This is a genomic window from Pseudoxanthobacter soli DSM 19599 (genome assembly GCF_900148505.1).
GTDB classification, from domain to species: Bacteria; Pseudomonadota; Alphaproteobacteria; order Rhizobiales; family Segnochrobactraceae; genus Pseudoxanthobacter; species Pseudoxanthobacter soli.
This window is the reverse complement of sequence record NZ_FRXO01000008.1, coordinates 1-20,232: the sequence shown is the minus strand read 5'-3', so window position 1 is coordinate 20,232 and position 20,232 is coordinate 1. Positions and strand designations below refer to the sequence as shown.

Genomic DNA, 20,232 nt, shown 5'->3' with positions numbered 1-20,232 from the left:
CGTGACGACTGAACCGAAACAAGGAGAAAAACAATGAACAAGCTGGGAGTTCACGCCCTCGTCTGGGAAAAGGGCTGGAGCCACGAGGAGTGTGCCCGCGCCATCGCCAATACCGCCGAGGTCGGCTTCGACCTGATCGAGGTGCCCGCGCTCGACCCCGCCTCGATCGACACCGACTTCACGGCGAAGCAGCTTCTGAAGGCGGGCATCGGCGCCACCTCGTCGCTCGGCCTCGATGCCGACACCGACATCTCCAGCAACGACCGCGAGAAGGAGAAGCGCGGCGAGGAGCGGCTCCTGAGCGCGCTGTCGGTCATCCGCGACATCGGCGCCACCCACATGTGCGGCATCCTGGAATCCGCGTTCCAGAAATATGCCGTGCCGACCACCGCGGAGGGCGTGAAGCGCTCGTGCGAGATTCTCGCCCGCGTCGCCGAGAAGGCGGCGGTGAACAACATCACCCTCGGCCTCGAGGTGGTGAACCGCTATGAATCCAACGTGCTCAACACCGCGAGCCAGGCGGTGGAGATGTGCAAGCGGATCGGCGCACCGAATGTGAAGGTTCACCTCGACGTCTATCACATGAACATCGAGGAATCGGACATGGCCCAGGCCATCATCGATACAGGTCCCTATATCGGCTACTTCCACACCGGCGATTCCCACCGCGGATACATGGGCTCCGGCACCATCGATCTTGCCGGTGCTTTCCGTGCGCTGGTGAAGGCGGACTATCAGGGCCCGATCACCTTCGAGTCGTTCTCGTCGCGCGTCGTGGGTCAGCCGCTCGAGGGCATCCTCGGCATCTGGCGCAACCTCTGGGAGGATAGCCGCGACCTTGCCGAGCACGCGCTGATGTACACCAAGGCCCAGCTCAAGGCCGCACGGGAAGCCCAGCGCCAGGCCGAACGCAGCCGCCTCGTCTGATCGCCCCGTCACGCCCGCCCGCCGCCGCATCCGAACCGGCGGGCGGCTTTGCGTCCTGCGAGGCCCGGCCGATGGTCGCTCCCCGCAGGACAGCGGTGGACGCCCGCCCGCCTTGCGCGGTAAACGGGCTCGATGCCGGTTGCCGGCGCGAGCCCGAAGGACGTTACCTCGATGAAGATCGTCATAGCGCCGGATTCCTTCAAGGAAAGCCTGTCGGCCCTCGATGTCGCCCGGGAGATCAAGGCGGGCTTCTCAGAGGTCTTCCCCGACGCGGACTATGTGCTGGTGCCCGTGGCGGACGGCGGCGAGGGAACGGTCGAGGCGCTGGTGGCGGCGACGGGCGGCGAAGTGGTGAAACTCACCGCGACCGGCCCCCTCGGCACGGCGGTGGAAGCGTTCTACGGGCTGACCGGCGACGGCGCCACGGCGGTCATCGAGATGGCCGCCGCGAGTGGCCTGGAACTCGTTCCGCCGGACAGGCGCGATCCGCTCAAGGCCACCACCTTCGGGGTCGGCGAGTTGATCCGCGCGGCGCTCGACCGCGGCGCCCGTCACCTGATCGTCGGCGTCGGCGGCAGCGCGACCAACGACGGCGGCGCCGGCATGGCGCAGGCGCTCGGCATCCGCCTGCTGGATGCAGCCGGCCGCGACCTTCCCCCGGGCGGCGGTGCGCTCGGCGATCTCGCCCGCATCGACCTGTCCGGGCTCGATCCCCGCATCGCCGGCTGCCGCATCGAGGTGGCGTGCGACGTCGACAATCCCCTGGTTGGCCCGAACGGCGCCTCGGCGATCTTCGGCCCGCAGAAGGGCGCGACGGCGGAGATGATTGCCCAGCTCGATGCCGGCCTCGCCAATCTCGCGGCGAAGCTTGCCGAGGAAACCGGCCTCTTCGTCGCTGAGATGCCGGGCGGCGGCGCCGCGGGCGGTCTTGCGGCCGGGCTGCACGCCTTCCTCGGCGCGGAACTGCGGCCGGGCGCGGAGATCGTGATGAACGCAGTCGGCCTCGATGCCGCCGTCGCCGACGCGGATCTCGTGCTCACCGGGGAAGGCCGCATCGACCACCAGACCATTCACGGCAAGACGCCGATCGGCGTCGCGGCCGTCGCCAAGCGCCGCGGCCGGCCGGTGGTCGCCATCGCCGGCAGCCTCGGCAAGGATGCCCATGTGGTCCACGCTCACGGTATCGACGCGGTCTTCAGCGTGCTTTCGCGCCCGTGCACGGTGGCGGAGGCGCTGGCCGGCGCGGCGGAGAACGTGCGCGTGACCGCCCGCAATGTCGCCGCGACCTGGCGCCTCGGGCAGAGTGTCGGGGCCTGAGCACGCCTCCCGGCCGGCTCTGGCCGCTCGCATCCCGATAGATCCGCCAGCCGAGCCGGAGCGGATGCCGCGGAACGGCGGCGTCGCCCGCACGTTGCCGGAAGTGGTGAACTGCGCGGGCCGCTCCGTCGCCACGCAATGAAACCGGAGCGATCGCCCTCCGACCGGACCGCGGTCGGGCGGTGCTGCCGGCATCGGATGAATCGGCGAGGGGAGGGAACGGCATGTCGCGCTGGATGTGGGTGCTGCATCGTCTGATGCGGCAGCTGTGGCTGCGGGCGACGCTGATCGGGGGGCTCGGGGTCCTGGCCGCGATCCTCGCTGCGGTGGTCGAGCGTTTCATCCCCTGGGAGCTGCCCGATTTCGCCTCGTCCGATGCCGTCGACAGCATCCTCGGCATCATCGCCTCCAGCATGCTGGCGGTCACGACCTTCTCGCTCAGCGTCATGACCTCGGCCTACGGCTCCGCCACCACCAATGCCTCACCCCGCGCCACCAAGCTGATGATGGAGGACCGGGTGACGCAGAACGTGCTCTCGACCTTCGTCGGCTCGTTCCTGTTCGGCATCGTCGGCATCGTCGTGCTCAAGACCGGCGCCTACGGCGACCGGGGGCGCGCGGTGCTCTTCATCGTCACCATCGCGGTCATCGCGCTCATCGTGGTGTCGTTGCTGCGCTGGATCGACTACCTGACGCGGTTCGGCCGCGTGGGCGAGACGACCGATCGGGTCGAGAACGCCACGCGCGCCGCTCTCCAGGCGCGGCTGGACGCGCCGACCCTCGGCGGTCAGCCGCTGACGGGCGGCGAGGACGAGGTGCCTGGAACGGCCTCGCCGGTGCTGGCAGCAACGGTCGGCTACATCCAGCATATCGACATTCCCGCCCTGGCGCAGTGCTGCGAACGCTTCGGCGTCGACCTTTATGTCGCGGCGCTTCCCGGCACCTTCGTCTACCGCGATACGCCGCTCGCCCGGCACGGCTTGCCGGCAACCGGCGATCTCGATTCCGAAGCGGCTGAGGCGCTGCACGGCGCCGTGCGCGGGGCGTTCACGATCGGCGACGAGCGCAGCTTCGACCAGGATCCCCGCTTCGGACTCGCGGTGATGAGCGAAATCGCCCTGCGCGCCATGTCGCCGGCCGTCAACGATCCCGGCACCGCGATCGATGTGATCGGCCGCACGACGCGGCTTCTCGATATCTGGGCGAGGGGAATGGCAGACCGCTCTGCCGATGCGCCGGAGATCTCGTTCCCGCGCATCCACGTCCCGCCCCTGACGGCCGCGGATCTGTTCGAAGATGCCTTCATGCTGATGGCGCGCGACGGCGCCGCTCTGATCGAGGTCCAGCTTCGCCTGCAGAAGGCGCTGGCGGCGCTCGCGCGGGCAGGCGACGAGCCCTTCCGGGCCGCCGCCATGCGCCAGGCGGAACTTGCGCTCGCGCGGGCCGAGGCGGCGATGCCTCTGGAGGCGGACCGGCAAAGATTGCGGGCCGCGATCCCGGACAAGCCCGGGGCGGGATAGAGGGGGCTTCGCCGCCGCCGCCCGATACCCGTCGGCGGGCGACCGTCTTTGTCTCTCCCGACCGGCCGCACTCCTCAGAAGTTCGCCATCGGCATGATGTAGCGCTGGCTGAATCCGCTTGCGACGGCGCCGCCCGGCGCTACGCAGTAGTTCACGAACACGAACATGCCGTTGCCGGTCAGGTTCGGAAACGGCATCCGCTTCTGCGTGTTGGTGTTGAACTGCAGGCCCGCGGTCGAAAGATACTGGCGGATGACGACGGCCTCGATATCGACATTCGCGCCGTCGATGATGGCATTGATGCCGTTGGCGACAGGGCCGACGATGCCCGGCGGGCCGATGATGGCATGTGGAACCGCCATCGGATTCTGCAGGGCGGCGTTTCCGGCATATCGCCCCACGGCCACGTTCCCGGCCCCGAGCGGCAGGTTCGCCGCATGGCCTTGCGGAGCCGCTGCCGTATTGAACACGGCGATGTCTCCGGCCCCCATATCTGCAAACCAGAGGAAGACGTCTCCCATCGTGGCCTGGTCCAGCCCGAAGACGACCGCCGCCTCGTGGCGGCTCTGGAATCGCGTCTGCAGGTTGTTCGCGACGCCTATGTAGGAGTTGCTGGTCGCAATGTTGACGACGACGTAGAGGCCGGCCGTCGCAGGCAGATGGTTCGCTGCGGGCAGGAACACGCCTGCCACGCCCGCCGGCGCCGCGACCAGGTCGGCCAGATTGAAGCAATGGCTCAGGTTGACATAGATCAGACCCATCCGCGTTTGCCCCCCGTTGGCGCGCAATCGCGGGATCCTATGTCGGCAACCGGAATGCGAGAAGAGGGTGGGATTGGCGATTTTTGCGCGTATCCATCGCCCGTATCGCCTGCGCCGTGCAGGTGCTGGAGTACGCGCCGGGCAGAGGTTCGAGTGGCGACGGTGTCCGGCGAGAATCATGTCCGCGGGCCGGTTGCAGACGCGGTCCTGATTCGCGCTGTTTCGGAGAATTCCGCGGCGTGCCGGGAATCCGGCTCGGCCGCGTGATATGGCCAAGTGGAACAGACGGTGAATCCGGATGCCCGCCTGTGCGGCGGGATTCTGCGCCGCACACACAAATCTTGCTGCTTCGCGTCGAATACAAGCGTTCTGTTCGCTCGTTTGAACAGAAATAAAGTCTCTTTTCTATGCGTGATTTTGCGGAAACTGGCGTTTCAGGCCGATGCTTGACATTCACCAAGCATCGGAGTTGATTACGGTTAATAGATTGTAAATCCTCAATCTTCGGTTTTATTCCGGGTTGTATGCTGTTGAAGATGCCCTGTGGCAGTGTTGTGTGTAAGCAACAGTAATTCATGATTTCGCTGGAAGCGTGCGTTGCGTTTTTCACCTGATGTGCAGGGTACGCGCAATGGACCTGCCTGCGAGGTTGGGGGTGGAGTGACCTTAAGAATACTTTCGATCTTCGGGACGAGGCCGGAGGCCATCAAAATGGCCCCGGTCGTTCGCGCACTTTCGAATGCCGATGGAATCGCGTCTTTCGTCTGCGTGACCGGCCAGCATCGGCAGATGCTGGATCAGGTGCTCGAACTGTTCGCCATCGAGCCCGACTACGATCTCGGCCTGATGGTTCCGAACCAGACCCTCAACGGCCTCTCGGCCCGCGCGATCGCCGGTCTCGACGACGTCCTGACCGAGGCCCGGCCCGATCGCGTGCTGGTGCACGGTGACACCACCACCGCGATGGCGGCGAGCATCGCGGCGTTCCATCGCGGCATTCCGGTCGGTCATGTCGAAGCCGGGCTGCGCACCTACGATCTCGCCCGTCCGTGGCCCGAGGAGTTCAATCGCCGGATCGTCGATATCGCGGCCGATCTTCTGTTCGCGCCGACGCCGCTCTCGGCGCACAATCTGGCCGGCGAAGCGCTGTCCGGCCGCGTGATCGTCACCGGCAACACGGTCATCGATGCGCTTGGCGTGACGCGGGAGCGCATCGAGACCGATTCCGCCCTGCGCGCCGCCCTTGAAGACAGGTTCAGCTTTCTCACGCCCGGGCGCCGGGTTCTTCTCGTCACCGGGCACCGGCGCGAGAATTTCGGCGCGGGCTTCGACCAGATTTGCGCTGCGCTCGCCCGGCTCGCCGACCGGGACGACATCGACATCGTCTATCCGGTGCACCTCAATCCCAACGTCAACGACCCGGTTCGCACGCTGTTGTCAGGCCGGGCGAACATTCATCTGATCGCGCCGCTTGACTATCTACCGTTCGTCTACATGATGATGCGCGCGCACGTTGTGCTGACGGATTCCGGTGGCGTTCAGGAAGAAGCGCCCTCGCTCGGCAAGCCGGTCCTGGTCATGCGCGATGTCACCGAGCGGCCCGAAGCGGTGGCCGCCGGCACCGTCCGCCTCGTCGGCACCGATGCGGACAGGATCGTCGCCTCCGTCGCCGAACTCTGGGACGACGACACGGCCTATCGGCGGTTCGCCCACGCGGCCAATCCTTATGGCGACGGCCGGGCGAGCGAGCGGATCGCCGCCGCGCTGATGGGCGCCGCCTTCACGGAGTTTTCTCCCGGTCAGGAGGCGGACCATGCGGCGCGCCTCTGAGCCTTCTCTCCTTGTCGTTTCCCGGTGCCCGCAGGGATCGCCGGACGCAACCAGTGTTCAGAGCACGCAATCCATGGGCCACGCCCCTGTCACCTCTTCCCGCCAGGCGATCGCCCGGACGAGCGTGCCGCAGAGCCGCTTCCGTCCGCGACTGACGCGGCTCGTCCCGGCCTTCCTCGCCCTCGCGTTCGCGGCCGGCGCACTGCCGGCATGGGCGGCGGACGCCGACGTCGCGGCGGCGCTGAAGTCTCTGCAGTCCGACCGGCCGGTATCGCGGACAGTGACGCTGCGGGACCTCGGCTTCACGGGCCCGGTGTCCCTGACTTCGGTCGATGCCAGGCGCGATATCTATCTGCCGGTGCCGGCCGACATGGCCCTCGATCAGGCCGATCTCTCGCTCAACGCCCATTATCTGCGCGCCGACGGCGGCAGCACCACGTTCGTGCTGTCGCTCGACGGCTATCCCGTCGCGGCACGGGCGCCGGACCAGGAGAGCGGGACGTTCGGCATCGATCTCGGCGTCGACGGCGCACCGCGCAAGAGCGGCTTCGTGCGGCTCGGCGTGTCGTGGTCGTCGGCCATCAATGCGGAGATGTGCGGCGACAACCGTGCCATCGGCAATGTCGTCGAGATCGATCCTTCGACGCGCTTCACCTACCGCTACCATCCGGCGGGGGTCAGGGACCTGCTGACGGCCTGGACAGCGCTGCCCAGCGCGCCCGGCGTGCTCGTCGCGGGACGGTCGCTCGGGGCCGATGCCTATGACGCGGCGTGGCGGATCGGCATCGCGCTGGAACGGGCGGGCAAACATGCCCGCTTTGTCGCGCTGCCGGCCGTCGGCGACGAGGTGGACCTCGGCGGCGTCGAGGTTCCCGCCGGTCTCTCCACCATCCCGGCATTCGCGGCACTCTCGGCCGGAGGCACCTATCGCCTTGCCGATCCGGCGGAGGTCGGGGCCTATCTCGCGCTCGCTGGCGGCAATCTCGCCGACCTCGCCGTTGCCGACGCGTCGCTGACGGCCAATGTGCGCACAGCCTTCGATGCACTTGCGGCCGAGGTCGAGGCCAGCGGCCCCGAAGCCAAGGCGGCGTTCGATGCCTTGCGATCGGCCGCGGACAGCCTGACCGCGGGGCCAACCTCGCCGGACGGCATCGGTATCGCGAGCCTCGGCGGCCTGCCGGTGATCGCGGTTGCCCCCGCAGCCGCCGGCAAGGCCAGCGCGCTGTTCTCATCGTTCTGGCGGCAGATCGCGACCAGCCGGTCGCTGGTTGTGAAAGCCGTGAAGGTGCCGGCGAGCGCGAGCGGCTCGATCTCGCTCGCCAGCCTCGGCGGCGGCGCGCGTTCGTTTGACGTGCTGGCGAGCGGTGACTGGAGCGCGTCGTTCGACCTTTCCGCGCTGTCGGCCAATGGCGGCAGCATTCCCGCGACCGCGGTCATCGACGTGGCGGCCGCGCCGGGCGCGTCCGCGTCGCTGCCGGTGGTCTCGATCTTCCTCAACGATTACCTGCTCGCCGCCAAGCGGCTCTACGCGGACGGCCAGCCGGAGCGGCTGACGGCCGATATCCCCGAATATGCACTGCAGCCTTCCAACGTGCTGCGGGTCTCATTCCAGCGCCAGCCGGTCAGTGACCGCTGCCGCGACACGCCCCAGGCCTATCCGGTCGCGGTGCTGCCCAGCAGCCACATCACGCTCTCGACGTCCAAGCCGAGCGCGGATTTCCTCGGCGTCGTGCCGCGCCTCGCCGACAAGGCGAGGCTTCTCATCCCGACCGCTTTTCTCGCCGACGCGCCGGCGAGCCTCGGAACCGTCGTGCGCCTCGCGGATGCGGCCGGCCTGTCGCCGGAAGCCGCCACACTCGCGCTCGCCGAGGCCCAGAGCAACGGTGCTGCGACCAGCGCCATGCCCGACGTGCCCTTTCTTGCGGTCGACGTCGATGTTCCGGTTCCGGACGACCGCCGCGTCACCGTTTCCGGCAATCAGCTCGCGCTTGCTTCCGCACCCGGCACGCCGCTGCTCGACATCGCGAATCTCGACCGCCTCGGGGTGATCCAGGCGGTCTCCGGCCGCGTTCCGGGCCTGATCTACCGGCAGGTCGGCGCCCAGGGGCCGGTTCTCGACGCGCCGATCCTGCTGTCGAAGGGCGACATCGCGATCGTCTCGGACGCGGGGAAGGTGGTGGAGATCGACAGCCGCGATCCGGGGGGCAGCGTGCCGCCGGAGAATGTCGGCACGGGCTGGTCTTGGTCGCGAATCTGGGACAATCGCGGAGAATGGGGCGTTCCGCTGACGGCCGTCGTGGTCGTGTTGATCCTGCTGCTGTTCGCACGGGCGGCGTTCGTCCGCAATCGCCGGGATCGCGGGTGAGCCGTGGACGATTACTGGCCATACTGGATCGCGCACTACTATAGCGGGCTGGAATTCGCCACCGCCTGCTGCGCGGTCGTGGTGCTGATCTCCAGCATCGACGACCTCTTCGTCGATGCCTGGTACTGGTCGCGACAGACGATCCGCGCCTGGACCGTGTGGCGGCGTTACAAGCCGCTCACGGTGGCGCAGCTCTACGAGAAGCCCGAGCAGCCGATGGCGATCATGGTTCCTGCCTGGCAGGAATACGACGTGATCGCGCAGATGCTCGCGAACATGGTCGCGACGCTCGATTATTCCGACTACGTCATCTTCGTCGGAACCTACGTCAACGACGCTGCGACCATCGCTGAAGTCGAGCGCATGAAGCTGCGCTATCGCCAGCTGGTACGGGTGGAGGTGCCCCATGACGGCCCGACCTGCAAGGCGGATTGCCTGAACTGGGTCGTGCAGGCGATCGCCCGCCATGAGACCAATGCCGGCGTGCCGTTCGCCGGCATCGTGCTGCACGACAGCGAGGACGTGCTCCATCCGGTGGAACTGCGCTTCTTCAATTATCTGCTGCCGCGCATGGACATGATCCAGATCCCGGTGATGTCGCTGGAGCGCGACTGGGCCGATCTCATCGCCGGGACCTATATGGACGAGTTCGCGGAATGGCACGCGAAAGACCTCGTCGTGCGCGAGAGCATCGCCGGGAGCGTGCCCTCCGCGGGCGTCGGCACCTGCTTCTCGCGCCGTGCCATCATGGGGCTCGCGGCCGAGACCGACAACCAGCCCTTCAACACGCAAAGCCTGACCGAGGACTACGACATCGGTGCGCGGCTCGGCGCGATGAAGATGAAGTCCGTGTTCTGCCGCTTTCCCGTGACCTTCGAGATCAAGCGGCGGACTTGGTTCGGCTTCGGCCCGGTGGTGGAAAAGCGGCTCGAGGCCCCGCTGTGCGTCCGCGAGTTCTTTCCGGATACCTTCCGCACCGCCTATCGGCAAAAAGCCCGCTGGATCCTCGGCATCGGCCTGCAGAGCTGGGAGCAGATCGGCTGGGGCGGCTCGCTGGCGGTCAAGTATCTCCTGTTCCGCGACCGCAAGGGCATCGTGACGTCCTTCGTCACCGCGGTCGCGTACCTGATCGTCTTCCAGCTCATCGTCTTCTACGCCCTGGCTTATACCGGCGTCTTCACGACCCGGTTCCCGTCGATCTTCGCCTTCGATCCCTGGCTGCAGAACCTTCTCATCGCGAACGGTGTCGCGTTTCTCCTGCGGATCGTGCAGCGGATATATTTCGTCAATCGGCTCTATGGCTGGGAGCACGCGCTCCTGTCCGTGCCGCGGATGATCATCGGCAACGCCATCAACTTCATGGCGGCCACCCGGGCCTGGAGGATGTTCCTGTCGCACATCCTCATCGGGACCCCGATCGTGTGGGACAAGACCGCCCATTCCTATCCTTCGGCGGATGCGCTTGCAGCCCGCCGCAGCCTGCTCGGCGAACTGCTCGTGTCGTGGCGCGCCGTGCCGGCGGAAGCCGTCGATCAGGCACTGGCGGAGCAGATCTCCACCGAGGTGCCGCTCGGCCGTCTTCTCGTCAGCCACCACGATCTCGACGAGGAGACGCTGGCCGAGGCCATCGCCTATCAGGCGGACATGCCGCGCGTTCACCTGACGGAGGCCCAGGTGGAAGCCGCGGCCGGCGCGCTTCCGCTCGAGCTCTGCGTCCGCTGGCGCGCCGTGCCGTTCCGTCGCAACCCGCACGACAAGGTGAACGTGGCCATCGCCTCGCCGCTGCACGAGGACGGCCGAGCCGCGATCACCGCGGCGATGGCCGAACCGCCCGTGTTCTTCATCGCCCGCGAGGGGGAAATCGCCGCCGCGTTGCGGCTGCTCCGCGGCGTTCCCTTCCACGACATGACCGCCGCGGCGCCCGTTCCGCTGATCGGCGACATCATGATCGAGCATCACCTCGTCAGCAAAGCCGCGCTCGACCGCGCGCTGGAGCGTTATCTGCCGCACCGTGACGGACTGATCGGTGATTTCCTCGTCGCGTCCGGCGCCGTGTCGCGCGAGGCCGTTCAGCAAGCCCTCGACATCCAGCAGTCTCTGCGCGGGGAGGCAACCGCATGACCAGGCGAAAGCACATCGGTTCCCTGGCCCTGATCTGTTCGGCGACACTGGCCTTCGCGCTCCCGCTCCATCCGACGGCCGTCTTCTCGCAGGCCGGGATCGTGGACGTGCCCCTGACGGGCGCCGCGCTCGCCCATGCCAAGGCGGCCTTCGCCGCCTATGACCGCAAGGATTACGACACCGCCATCTCGGAGGTGCGGGAGGCGCTTCGTCAGCGTCCCGATGTCGTCCGCCTCAAGCGGCTGCTCGTCTTCGCCCTTCGCGCCGACGGCCAGCTTCAGGCCGCTGCCGACGCGGCGAAGGGCTTCATCGCCGCAGGGGACCGCGATCCAGAGATCGCGGCCGAACTCGCCCAGATCGAGGCGACGCTGAACCCGCCTCCGCCGACGCCCGAGGCGCTCGCCTACGAGGCGGCAGCCGCGGCGTACAAGGCCTATGCCGAGCATGATTATGCCGGCGCGGTCGCCGCGGCACGCAAGGCCCTCGACCTCCAGCCGGCCAACGCGGAATACCAGACGCTGCTCGCCAATGCCGAGGCGGCGCTGAAGATGCCGCCGCCCGCTGCGCCGCCGCCGGGTTATGTCGCGGCGCAGGCAGCCTACGCGGCGATGAAGACGAAGGCCTATTCGAGGGCTGCGGTCTCCGCCGCCGAGGCCGTGCGGCTTGCGCCGGCGAACCGTGACTACCGCGTTCTCCTGGTCCAGGCGCTTGCCGGTGCCGGCGAGCCCGAATTGGCGATCGCCCGGGCGAGCGCGGCGCTGCGACAGTTCGGGCCGGATCCTCTCCTGCTTGCGGAGCGCGGCTACGCGGAACAACGCGCCGGCAGGCCGGCAGCCGCCGCCGACGACTTCGCCGCCGCTCTGGCGCACCGGCCGAAGGCGGACAGCGTGCGCGACCTGCGGCTCGCCCTCGCCGATGCGGCGCTCGACGCAGGCGAGCCGGAACGGGTGCTTGCCGCGCTCGCGCCTCTCCACGACGACGGCGCCTACGACGTCGCCTCGCGTCGCGGCTTCGCGCTGCTGGCGCTCAAGAGGCCGGACGAGGCGCTCGCTGCCTTCAGGCTGGCCGCGGCCGCCGCCACGCCGGCCGACCGGGCCCGGATCGCCGGCGGTGAGATCTCCGCCCTTGCCGATCTCGGAAACAAGGCGGAAGCCAAGGCCGTCCTGACGCGGTCGCTCGAAGCGGGCACGTTCGCCGGCACGCCGCCCACCGATATCGCCTACATGGCGCTGCAGGCCGGCGACGACCGGCTGGCCACGGATGCCTTCGCGAAGGCGCAGGCAGCCGGAACCCTTCCGGCGAAGGCCAACCTCGACGCCGGCTACAGCGCCACGCGGCTTGCCGAAAACGCCACCGCGATCTCCTATTTCAAGGCGGCACTCGATGCCGCCGCCACCGACAGCATCGCCCTCGATCCACAGGCCCAGTTCGCCGTCCGCCGCCAGATCTCCGACATGGATCGCACCTGGGGCGCCTACCTGTCGGTGCTCTACGGCGCGGTCGGCGTCATGCCGAGCACGCCGGCGAACACCATCGGCCCGGCGCCGACGGGCCAGAACTCGTCGGATCGGGTGGCGCAGGTCGGAACCGAGATCTACTGGCGCCCCCCGGAGATCGGATACCGGGACGGCAGCATCGTCGAGGTGTTCACCCGCGCCTTCGAGACGATCTACGACGAAAATGGCGGTGCGACCGGTGCTCCGACCCTGCAGGGCTATGCCGGTATCCGCTGGAAGCCGATCGGAGCCATCAACCTGTTCCTCGAAGCCTCGCGGCTTTGGGCGCTGGGCGACGACGCCCGCAACGACTACCTGCTGCGGGCCGCCTATTCGATGGGGCAGGGCACCGACCTGCGCGTCGACACGCCCAACTGGGCGATGTGGCAGATCTACGGCGAGGCGGACCGCTATTTCGAGACGCCTGAAACCGTGCTCTCCTTCGAGGGACGCCTGGGACGCAGCTTCCGGTTCGACGGGCTGGCGGACGGCCTCGTCGTCACGCCGTTCGCGGCGCTCGGCGGCGGCTACGACTCCCTTCTGGCGACGCCGGGCGCGGTCGGCGCAGGGCCGGGCGTCTCGGCCCGGCTGTGGTTCAACGGCGACACCTACCACGCGCCGCGCTCCTATCTCGATGTCAGTGTCCAGTACCGCTTCCGGATCGCCGGGGGAGACAACGCCCGCGGGGTCTTCGCAGGCATGACGCTCGCCTACTGATCCGGGAGCGGCGGGAATGACGGAGGCGGATAGTGTGAAGCGACCTGAGCGGCGTCACGCGCGTCTCGCCATCGGCCTCGTTGCCGGCGTCGCACTGGTCGCCCTTGGCGCTTTCGGGGGCTTTCTCTGGTTTCAAAGTCACGCCCGGCAAGCCTGCGTCACCGGGATCGTGTGGCAGCCGGACCATGCCACCATCGACCCGCACGGCGATTGGCAGAAGCTCGGGGCCGAGACCCTGTTGATCCAGTGGAGCGCGATCGACGGCGAGGCGCTTCTGCCGGTTCCGGGGATGCCGTGGTTCCAGCCGCAGCCGAACTGGACGCGGATCGCGGCCGAACCATGGGCGAGGAAGGTCGTGCTCGGGCTCGCCGGCGATTTCTCGGAAGCCGCCTCCCGCAAGGACGTGGCCCAACTCGCCAAGGCCTCGCGCCTGATCGCGGCCGCTGCCCGGGAACTCCCCCTCGACATCGCCGGCTACTACTTTCCAGCGGAGGTCGACCCGACCTGGACCGAGGCACCGTCGCTGGCGAAGCTGCTCGCGCCGCTGCCGCGCCCGCTGTGGATCAGCGTTTACGACGGTCGCAATATTGGCCCCGAAGCGCTCGCGGACTGGCTGGAGACGTGGCTTCCGAAGGACATCGGTGTGTTCTTCCAGGACGGCGTCGGGGTCTATGCCCGCACGCCCGAGGTCGCCGCCCGCTATGTGGATGTGCTGGCGGCGCGGCTGGGCCGCGACCGGCTGGCGGTGATCGTGGAAGCCTTCCGCCCGAAGGTCGGCGGCGGCTTCCGCCCGGCGACGCCCGAGGAATTGCGGCCGCAGATCGCCGCCTACGGCGGCACACCGCGCTTCCTGTTCGACGGACCGCACTATGTTTCGCCCGCTCTCGTCGCCGCCCTGGGCTGCCGGTCCTGACCAGACGAACATTGTTGGCCAGGCTCTCTGCGATGCAGTCGTCGCAGGACAGGGAGGGCAGGACAGGGAGGGCAGGACTGGCCAGCCTACTGCTTGAAGCAGTTTTCCCGGTGCCATCGCAGAAAATGCGGATGGGGGCGTTCGAACGACTTACGCGGTGCAATGGCGCGACCGTCCTTGTTGATGAAAGCCCGCGCGCCTTCGGGATCGTTGACCTGCCGGGAGATCAGGATGTCCAGATCGTCCGAGAGGCTGATCAGCCCGCGATCGAACATCCAGTGTGCCGTGCCGGACAACGCGATGCCATTGCTGACGATGTCCGGACCGTCCGCCTCGACCGGCCTGATGTGGGCTGCGGCGACTTCCGCACGCCCGCCGCCATTGATCAGCTTCAGCCCGCTGATGGCGCAACGTTCATCATAGGCTCGCAACACGACGCGGCGAAACGCCCGGTCCCGCACGAGGCGGGACGACAGATAGTCGACGCGGTCACGGGCTTGCTCGAATGCGAACGGCGCCTGCTCCTCCTCGAATCCGCCGCTCGTCACATCGACGCGGGGAAGCAAGGGCTCGGCGTCGCTCAGTCCGAGAGCAACGATGCGGTCGAAGTCGCTTGGTGCCAGCGTACGCACGGCTGCCTGGGCGCGCCCCGAAATTTTTCCCGCGGCGTTCAAAATTCCGCGTTCGATGACACCTGTCACATCGCGGAACGGAACGGGCGTGGCAAAGTCGAGGTAGCTACCCGGAAGAATGAGGGCGAGGAACATGCCAGGCACGGTGGGATCGGGAACGACGCGTTCGACCTTGGCGATCGCAAAATAGCCCCGCGTTTCCCGAACCTTGCTGGGCTCGTAATATACAATCCAGTTTCCAACGCACGCTTGAACAGGTCGCAGATATTGACGTGGAAATTGATACCGCTCTGCGGGACTGTCGTCGTAAATCGAATCCGAGCGATGGATGAAGACGCCGAAGGCCATCGATTTATTCTGCTCCGCTCATCGATTTCGAACGCGATCGTCCATCTCGGCAAGGTGCCGCGGAGCAAGCGGCTCTCACTTGCCGGCCACCCTTGCATGACCTCGTGGAACGGAGTGAAGTAAGGAATCCGCTTCCACGGGGCCAGTTTGCTTTATAGCCGATGGCGGTTGACCTTGCCTGGATTGATGCGCTGCCACGAAGCGCCCGGAACCCGCTCAAGCGATATTTTCGTGCGCCGGCGCGGAATCACGTCCTGAGCGGCAACTTTTGCGCTCTTGCCAGCGTCTCCGACGGGCGTTCGCCGTATTTCTCCCGATAGCGTCTGGAGAAGTCACCCATGTTGCTGAAATATTCCGACACGATTTCAGACAGCGTCGTACCGGGTTTCGCTTCGACAACGCGACGTCTGATCTCTTCCAGCCGCCGGTTGTTAATCCACTGCACGGGTGAGAGGCCGGTCACGGCACGGAACGAATATTGCAAGCTGCGAGCCGAAAGGCCGCTGACCTGTTCCAGTTCGGTCAGTGTGATCTTCCCAGCGAGATGTGCGTCGATATAATCGCAGATCCGCTTGATCTTGCTGTTCGTTGTCACCTCCGACGAAGCGGATGGAAGAAGATGTACCTGCGGAGCCAGTGCCAGCACCGTGGACCGCAAGATCATATCGGCGAGGCCCATCTGCTCCATCGATTCCGAGTCCGCACCCAAGGCATCCAGCATCATCATCTGATGCCGGAACACCTGATCGAGATCGACACCGCCGACCTTGAGGTTGATCTCTCGAGGCGTTTCGAAATCGATCAGACGCTCGTGCTCCACCTCCGGCCCGAACATCGCGCGCGCGATCTCTTCCAGTCGCTTCGGCTCCACGTCGATGCCGATCGTGGTGCGCGTCGTGCTCTCGCCCCGGCAGCCGCCGGGTGGCAGATAGATCGCACCTTGTTTTTGTCCCCATTCAATCTGCCGGCCCTCGACATGGGTGATCGTTCGGCCGACGAAGGGGACAAGCACGATCCCGGTCGCGGAGCCCGCGGCAGTGAAATGCATGGGCGTGCTAGCGGCGGCAACGAGGCGCACGCTGCGCGACCTGGCCTCCGCCAAGGTCAGGCGGAACGACGGGTGAGACTTCGCCGCCCAATATTCCACCTTCGTCGTGCCGATGGCCGTGAGCTTTTCCGAAATAACGGCTGAATCTCTAAATCGCAGCGACCGGTCTCTTCCAAATGGAAGCATGTAGGCGTTACCCCGCGAGGCATGTCGTGAATATATCTGCTTGCCTGCGACCATAATTCAAGCCGGCGCCCGTTTTCGTTGGTGGGCAATATTCTATTATATCCGGTTGCAAAATCGCTTGGCGCCTGATCCCTCAAAATTGCAACGCCTGGAGATTATCCCGTTCAGATCGGATAAATCTGAACGTCAAGGATATGCTCAAGCCATTGAATGTTGAGCGATTTCTGGCCGATCTGATCATCCCGTCAGATCGGAAAGCGCTCTAGACCCCCGGCGCCCGCGCGTCTCTTTAGCAGCCAACATTGGTGAGTGACATCAAAAGCGTCAAGCCCCAGCTGAGTCGGTCGTGCAAAGCGAGAGGGATGGCAGCGACAATTGCCCCGCCATTCCACCCTGCCCTTGCCAGTGCTGGAAGGGCGAGAAGCCGGCTACGTGGTGTCCTTATTCCCCGGAAGCCCTACGGAAATGCCGTGCGCCTCAGTGGCATTGCAGTGGTTGCAAACTTGCACCTATAAAAGAAACTTGTGGCCGCATTTCGCAATCCGTACAGCGTTTCGCAATCACGGTTGCCCTAACCGGTGCGGCCATCTGAGAACCATAAGAGAACGCGCGCCTGTGCAGGCTCGATGGCGGGGAGTTTCCGTCGAGCCATAGCACTGCAAAGCGCGCGCGAACCAGTGCGGGAGCCGGGGCATGGACCATCACATTCGGATTATTGCGACCGCTCGGACGATTCGAGCGGGCGCTGACGCCATGCGGCCCTCGGGCTCTCAGCATCAAAATGCCGTTGTAAGGCCGGCGCGGCCCACATTGCGGCAGCCTGCACGTTCAAATGTCCTGCGGTCCGCCCTCGCCCTGCTCGCGTCGACCGCTCTCGTCGCCGCCGTCAATATTCCGAGCCAGGCCTGGAGCGCGACGGTCACCGGTGTCAGCGGCGGCAACGCATCTGGCGTAACCGGCGGCACTGCGGGAACCGGAGCCCCCGGGGGGGCTGGCGGCCAGGCGGGCCAGAACAATTACACGGGTGGCTCCGGCGGTTCGGGAGTGGGCGGCGGAAACGGCGGAGGCGGCCAGGCTGGCGCCGGTAGTGGCGGTGGCGGTGGTGGCGGCAATAGCTCCACCATGGGCGGCGGCGGCGGCGGCGGCGTCGGGAGCGGCGGCGGCGGCGGCGCCGGTAATCCTATCGCGGCAGGCACCGGCGGCTCCGCGGCTGGCGGTAACGGCAACAATGGGCAGGCGGGCCGCGGCGGTGGCGGTGGCGGTGGCGGTGGCTACGCCGGTTCCCTGTCCTCTGGGGTGACCATTGTCGATACCTATGTCGGTGGCAATGGCGGTACCGGCGGCAATGGCACGGCGGGGCAAGGCGTCTCCGGTGGCGGCGGCGGCGGTGGCGGCGGCGGCATCGGCCTCGTTCTGACCGGATCTGGAGAGACGTACACGATCAGCGGTTCCGCCGGAGCCACCGGCGGCAACGGCGGCACCGGCGGCAACAGCGGGGACAACATTTCGGCCGGTGGCGGCGGCGGCGCAGGCGGCTATGCCGTGTCGGTCACCAGCGGTGCGATGCTCATCACTCAAACCGGGGCAACCCTGACTGGCGGCGCAGGCGGCACCGGCGGCACTGGCGCCAGCAACGGCGGCGGCGGCGGCGGCGGCGGCGGCGCGGGCGTATACGTAAGCGGCGGCACCGTCGACAATTCCGGCACGATCACCGGCGGCGCAGGCGGCACAGGCCGCAATGGTGGCACGAGTGGAACCGGTGGTGCCGGTATCCTCGCTCAGAACGCCACCATCATCAACTCCGGCACCATTTCGTCCTATGGCGGCAGCTCCACGGGCAGGGCGATTCTTTTCACGTCTGGGACCAACAGCCTGACCTTGAAGCAGGGCTCCACCTTGACCGGCATTGCCGCGAAGTCAGGGGGGACCGCGAAACTGGTCATCGAGGCCGCGACGGCCGCGCAGACGTTCGACGTCACCAATCTTGGGAACTATAGCGCCTCGTCCACGGTCAAATATCAGGGCTTCTCTGCGTTCGAGAAGATCGGGGCGGAGACGCTGACGCTGAGCAACACCACGTCGTTGGTTACGCCGTGGACGGTGAAGGGGGGCACGCTCGCCATCTCCCAGGCGAGCGCCCTCGGGGCGAACAATGGCGCGCTGACCCTGGATGGCGGCGCTCTGGAGGTCACCGGCACGTCGGTCGGCGTGCTCGGTGCAGGGCGTCCGATCAATATCGGCAGCGCCGGCGGCACGATTTCGATCGACGATGCCTCAGCAAGCGTAAGCGCGGACGGTGTCGTTGCCGGCTCGACGGGATCGTTCACGAAGACCGGCGCCGGCAAGCTGCGCTTCAGCGGAGCGAACACGTTTACGGGCGCGACCTTCATAACGGGTGGCATCCTCGAGCTCGCCGGTACCAACACCTATACGGGCGCGACGACGATCTCCGGCGGCGGTGAACTTCTCGTCACGTTTGCCTCGGTCACGGGCAACATCGCCACCGACGATGGCTCCACCTCCGGATCGGTGGTGTTCAACCCGTCCGGTCCCGTCACTTATGGTGGCGTGATTTCCGGGAGCGGCACTTTTGAAGTGGCGGGCGGCAGCGTCACCCTGACGGGAACGAATACCCTGTCGGGAAATACCAGCGTATCGGGCAACCTGCTGCTGAGCAGTGGCGGATCGCTGGCCGGCTCTGTCGATGTTCAGTCCGGCGGCAATCTCGCCGGCGACGTCGTCGGCCTGACATCCGGCAGCATCGGCGGTGCCGTCACCATCCACAGTGGTGCTGGCCTGCAGAGCATTTCCGGCACCACGACGCTGACGACGGGGGCCCTCTCGTTCGATGCCGGCGCGAGTGTGGTGACGACCCTGGTTTCGCCCACCACGACGGCTGCGGTTTCCGTCACCGGCAACCTGACCCTCGACGGCACGCTGTCGGTGTTGACCACCGGCGGTCCCTTCTCAAGCCCTGCGGATGGCACCTATCGCCTGTTCGACTATACCGGCACGCTGACCGATAACGGTCTGACAATCGCCTCGGTGCCGGCATACTCGCTTTACAAGATCAATACCGCTGTCAGTCAGCAGGTCGATCTGATCGTCATCGCCGGCCAGTGGTGGAACGGCACAACAACGGCCAGCGGCGGCTCCAGCGTGCAGGGCGGCGACGGCACATGGGATGTTGCGGCGGCTACGACCAACTGGACCAATCAGGCGGGTGATACCGCGCGTGCATGGACGCAAGGTGGCATTGCGGTCTTTGGCGGCGATGCCGGAACCGTGACCATCAGCGGCTCGACGGCGCCGAATCTCGTCGGCGCCTTCTTCGTCACCGACGGCTATGTCGTGTCGGGTGGGTCGCTCACTTTGAGCGCCTTCACGGCCGGCGCCGTGCCTCAGGTCGACGTTGGCACTGGCGTCACGGCGACGATTTCGTCGTCGATTGGTGGTTCGGACGGTCTTGAGAAGACGGGAGCCGGCACGCTGGCCCTTTCGGGCGCGAACACGTATACCGGCGGCACGACGGTTACGGATGGCACGCTGCAGATTTCGGGCAGCGGCACTCTCGGCTCCGGCAGCTATACGGAGGCGGTTTCCCTCGCTTCCGGCGCGACGCTCGATCATGCCTCCTCGGCGGCGCAGACGCTGTCCGGCGTGATCTCCGGTTCGGGTGCCGTGACGCAGTCGGGCACCGGCACGCTGACCCTTTCCGGTGCCAACACCTATTCCGGCGCGACCACGATCAATGCGGGCACGCTCGTCGCCTCGGGCGGCTCGGCCATCGGAAACGCCAGTGCCGTTACCGTGGCAGGCGGCGCGAGTCTGACGGTCGACGCGGGCGAAACGATCGGATCGCTGGCGGGCGCCGGGTCCGTGTCGCTGACGAGCCTCGCCCAGCTCAATCTCGGCGGCGACAACACCTCCACGACCTTCTCTGGCGTCATCTCTGGCAGCGGCGGGCTGGACAAGGCCGGCAGCGGCACGCTCACGCTGAGCGGCGCGAACACGCTGACGGGCGTGGTGCAGGTGCTCGCCGGCGGCCTCG

At 66.9% G+C, this 20,232-nt stretch carries 12 protein-coding genes; 9 read left to right on the top strand and 3 right to left on the bottom strand.

The window, feature by feature from the left end:
- The first annotated feature begins 33 nt into the window (after positions 1-33).
- From BUF17_RS17215 to BUF17_RS17205, 3 genes are all read left to right on the top strand, one after another.
- Complete coding sequence (locus BUF17_RS17215) at positions 34-927, top strand: sugar phosphate isomerase/epimerase family protein (protein WP_073631012.1); 894 nt, start codon at positions 34-36, stop codon at positions 925-927.
- 171 nt (positions 928-1,098) lie between these two features.
- Positions 1,099-2,244: a glycerate kinase gene (locus BUF17_RS17210; RefSeq protein ID WP_073631010.1), complete on the top strand. Its 1,146-nt coding sequence runs from the start codon at positions 1,099-1,101 to the stop codon at positions 2,242-2,244.
- 224 nt (positions 2,245-2,468) lie between these two features.
- Positions 2,469-3,764 carry a DUF2254 domain-containing protein gene (locus tag BUF17_RS17205; RefSeq protein ID WP_073631008.1) on the top strand — a complete coding sequence of 432 codons (1,296 nt, stop codon included), beginning with the start codon at positions 2,469-2,471 and terminating at the stop codon, positions 3,762-3,764.
- Between the two features lie 74 nt (positions 3,765-3,838).
- Here the strand turns inward: BUF17_RS17205 and BUF17_RS17200 are convergent, their stop codons facing one another.
- A complete protein-coding gene (locus BUF17_RS17200) occupies positions 3,839-4,705 on the bottom strand; it encodes a hypothetical protein (RefSeq protein WP_139282576.1) in 867 nt (288 codons plus the stop codon).
- A gap of 435 nt (positions 4,706-5,140) precedes the next feature.
- On the opposite strand from BUF17_RS17200, the gene wecB reads away from it, so the two are divergent.
- From wecB to BUF17_RS17175, 5 genes are all read left to right on the top strand, one after another.
- On the top strand, positions 5,141-6,355 hold the full coding sequence (gene wecB, locus BUF17_RS17195) for a non-hydrolyzing UDP-N-acetylglucosamine 2-epimerase (RefSeq protein WP_342186191.1): 1,215 nt from the start codon (positions 5,141-5,143) through the stop codon (positions 6,353-6,355).
- A gap of 73 nt (positions 6,356-6,428) precedes the next feature.
- Positions 6,429-8,720, top strand: a complete 2,292-nt coding sequence (locus BUF17_RS17190) for a cellulose biosynthesis cyclic di-GMP-binding regulatory protein BcsB (protein WP_084564834.1) — start codon at positions 6,429-6,431, stop codon at positions 8,718-8,720.
- Between the two features lie 3 nt (positions 8,721-8,723).
- Positions 8,724-10,841 (top strand): glycosyl transferase family protein, encoded by a 2,118-nt coding sequence (locus BUF17_RS17185; protein ID WP_073631003.1) that lies wholly within the window; start codon positions 8,724-8,726, stop codon positions 10,839-10,841.
- The gene (locus tag BUF17_RS17180; RefSeq protein WP_073631002.1) at positions 10,838-13,054 is read left to right on the top strand and encodes a bacteriophage N4 adsorption protein A; all 2,217 of its coding nucleotides are present in this window, start codon (positions 10,838-10,840) and stop codon (positions 13,052-13,054) included. Before BUF17_RS17185 ends, BUF17_RS17180 begins: the two co-directional genes overlap by 4 nt.
- Positions 13,055-13,070: 16 nt before the next feature.
- Positions 13,071-13,967 carry an alpha-amylase family protein gene (locus tag BUF17_RS17175; RefSeq protein ID WP_073631000.1) on the top strand — a complete coding sequence of 299 codons (897 nt, stop codon included), beginning with the start codon at positions 13,071-13,073 and terminating at the stop codon, positions 13,965-13,967.
- 86 nt (positions 13,968-14,053) lie between these two features.
- Here the strand turns inward: BUF17_RS17175 and BUF17_RS17170 are convergent, their stop codons facing one another.
- Both BUF17_RS17170 and BUF17_RS23290 read right to left on the bottom strand, forming a co-directional pair.
- Positions 14,054-14,947 (bottom strand): HNH endonuclease, encoded by an 894-nt coding sequence (locus tag BUF17_RS17170; RefSeq protein ID WP_073630998.1) that lies wholly within the window; start codon positions 14,945-14,947, stop codon positions 14,054-14,056.
- 247 nt (positions 14,948-15,194) lie between these two features.
- Positions 15,195-16,181 (bottom strand): helix-turn-helix domain-containing protein, encoded by a 987-nt coding sequence (locus tag BUF17_RS23290; RefSeq protein WP_244530931.1) that lies wholly within the window; start codon positions 16,179-16,181, stop codon positions 15,195-15,197.
- A 1,044-nt stretch (positions 16,182-17,225) separates the two neighbouring features.
- Between BUF17_RS23290 and BUF17_RS23000 the strand changes: the two genes are divergently transcribed.
- Positions 17,226-20,232, top strand: a 3,007-nt coding sequence (locus tag BUF17_RS23000) for a beta strand repeat-containing protein (protein ID WP_210215463.1), incomplete at its 3' end; no start/stop codon positions are given.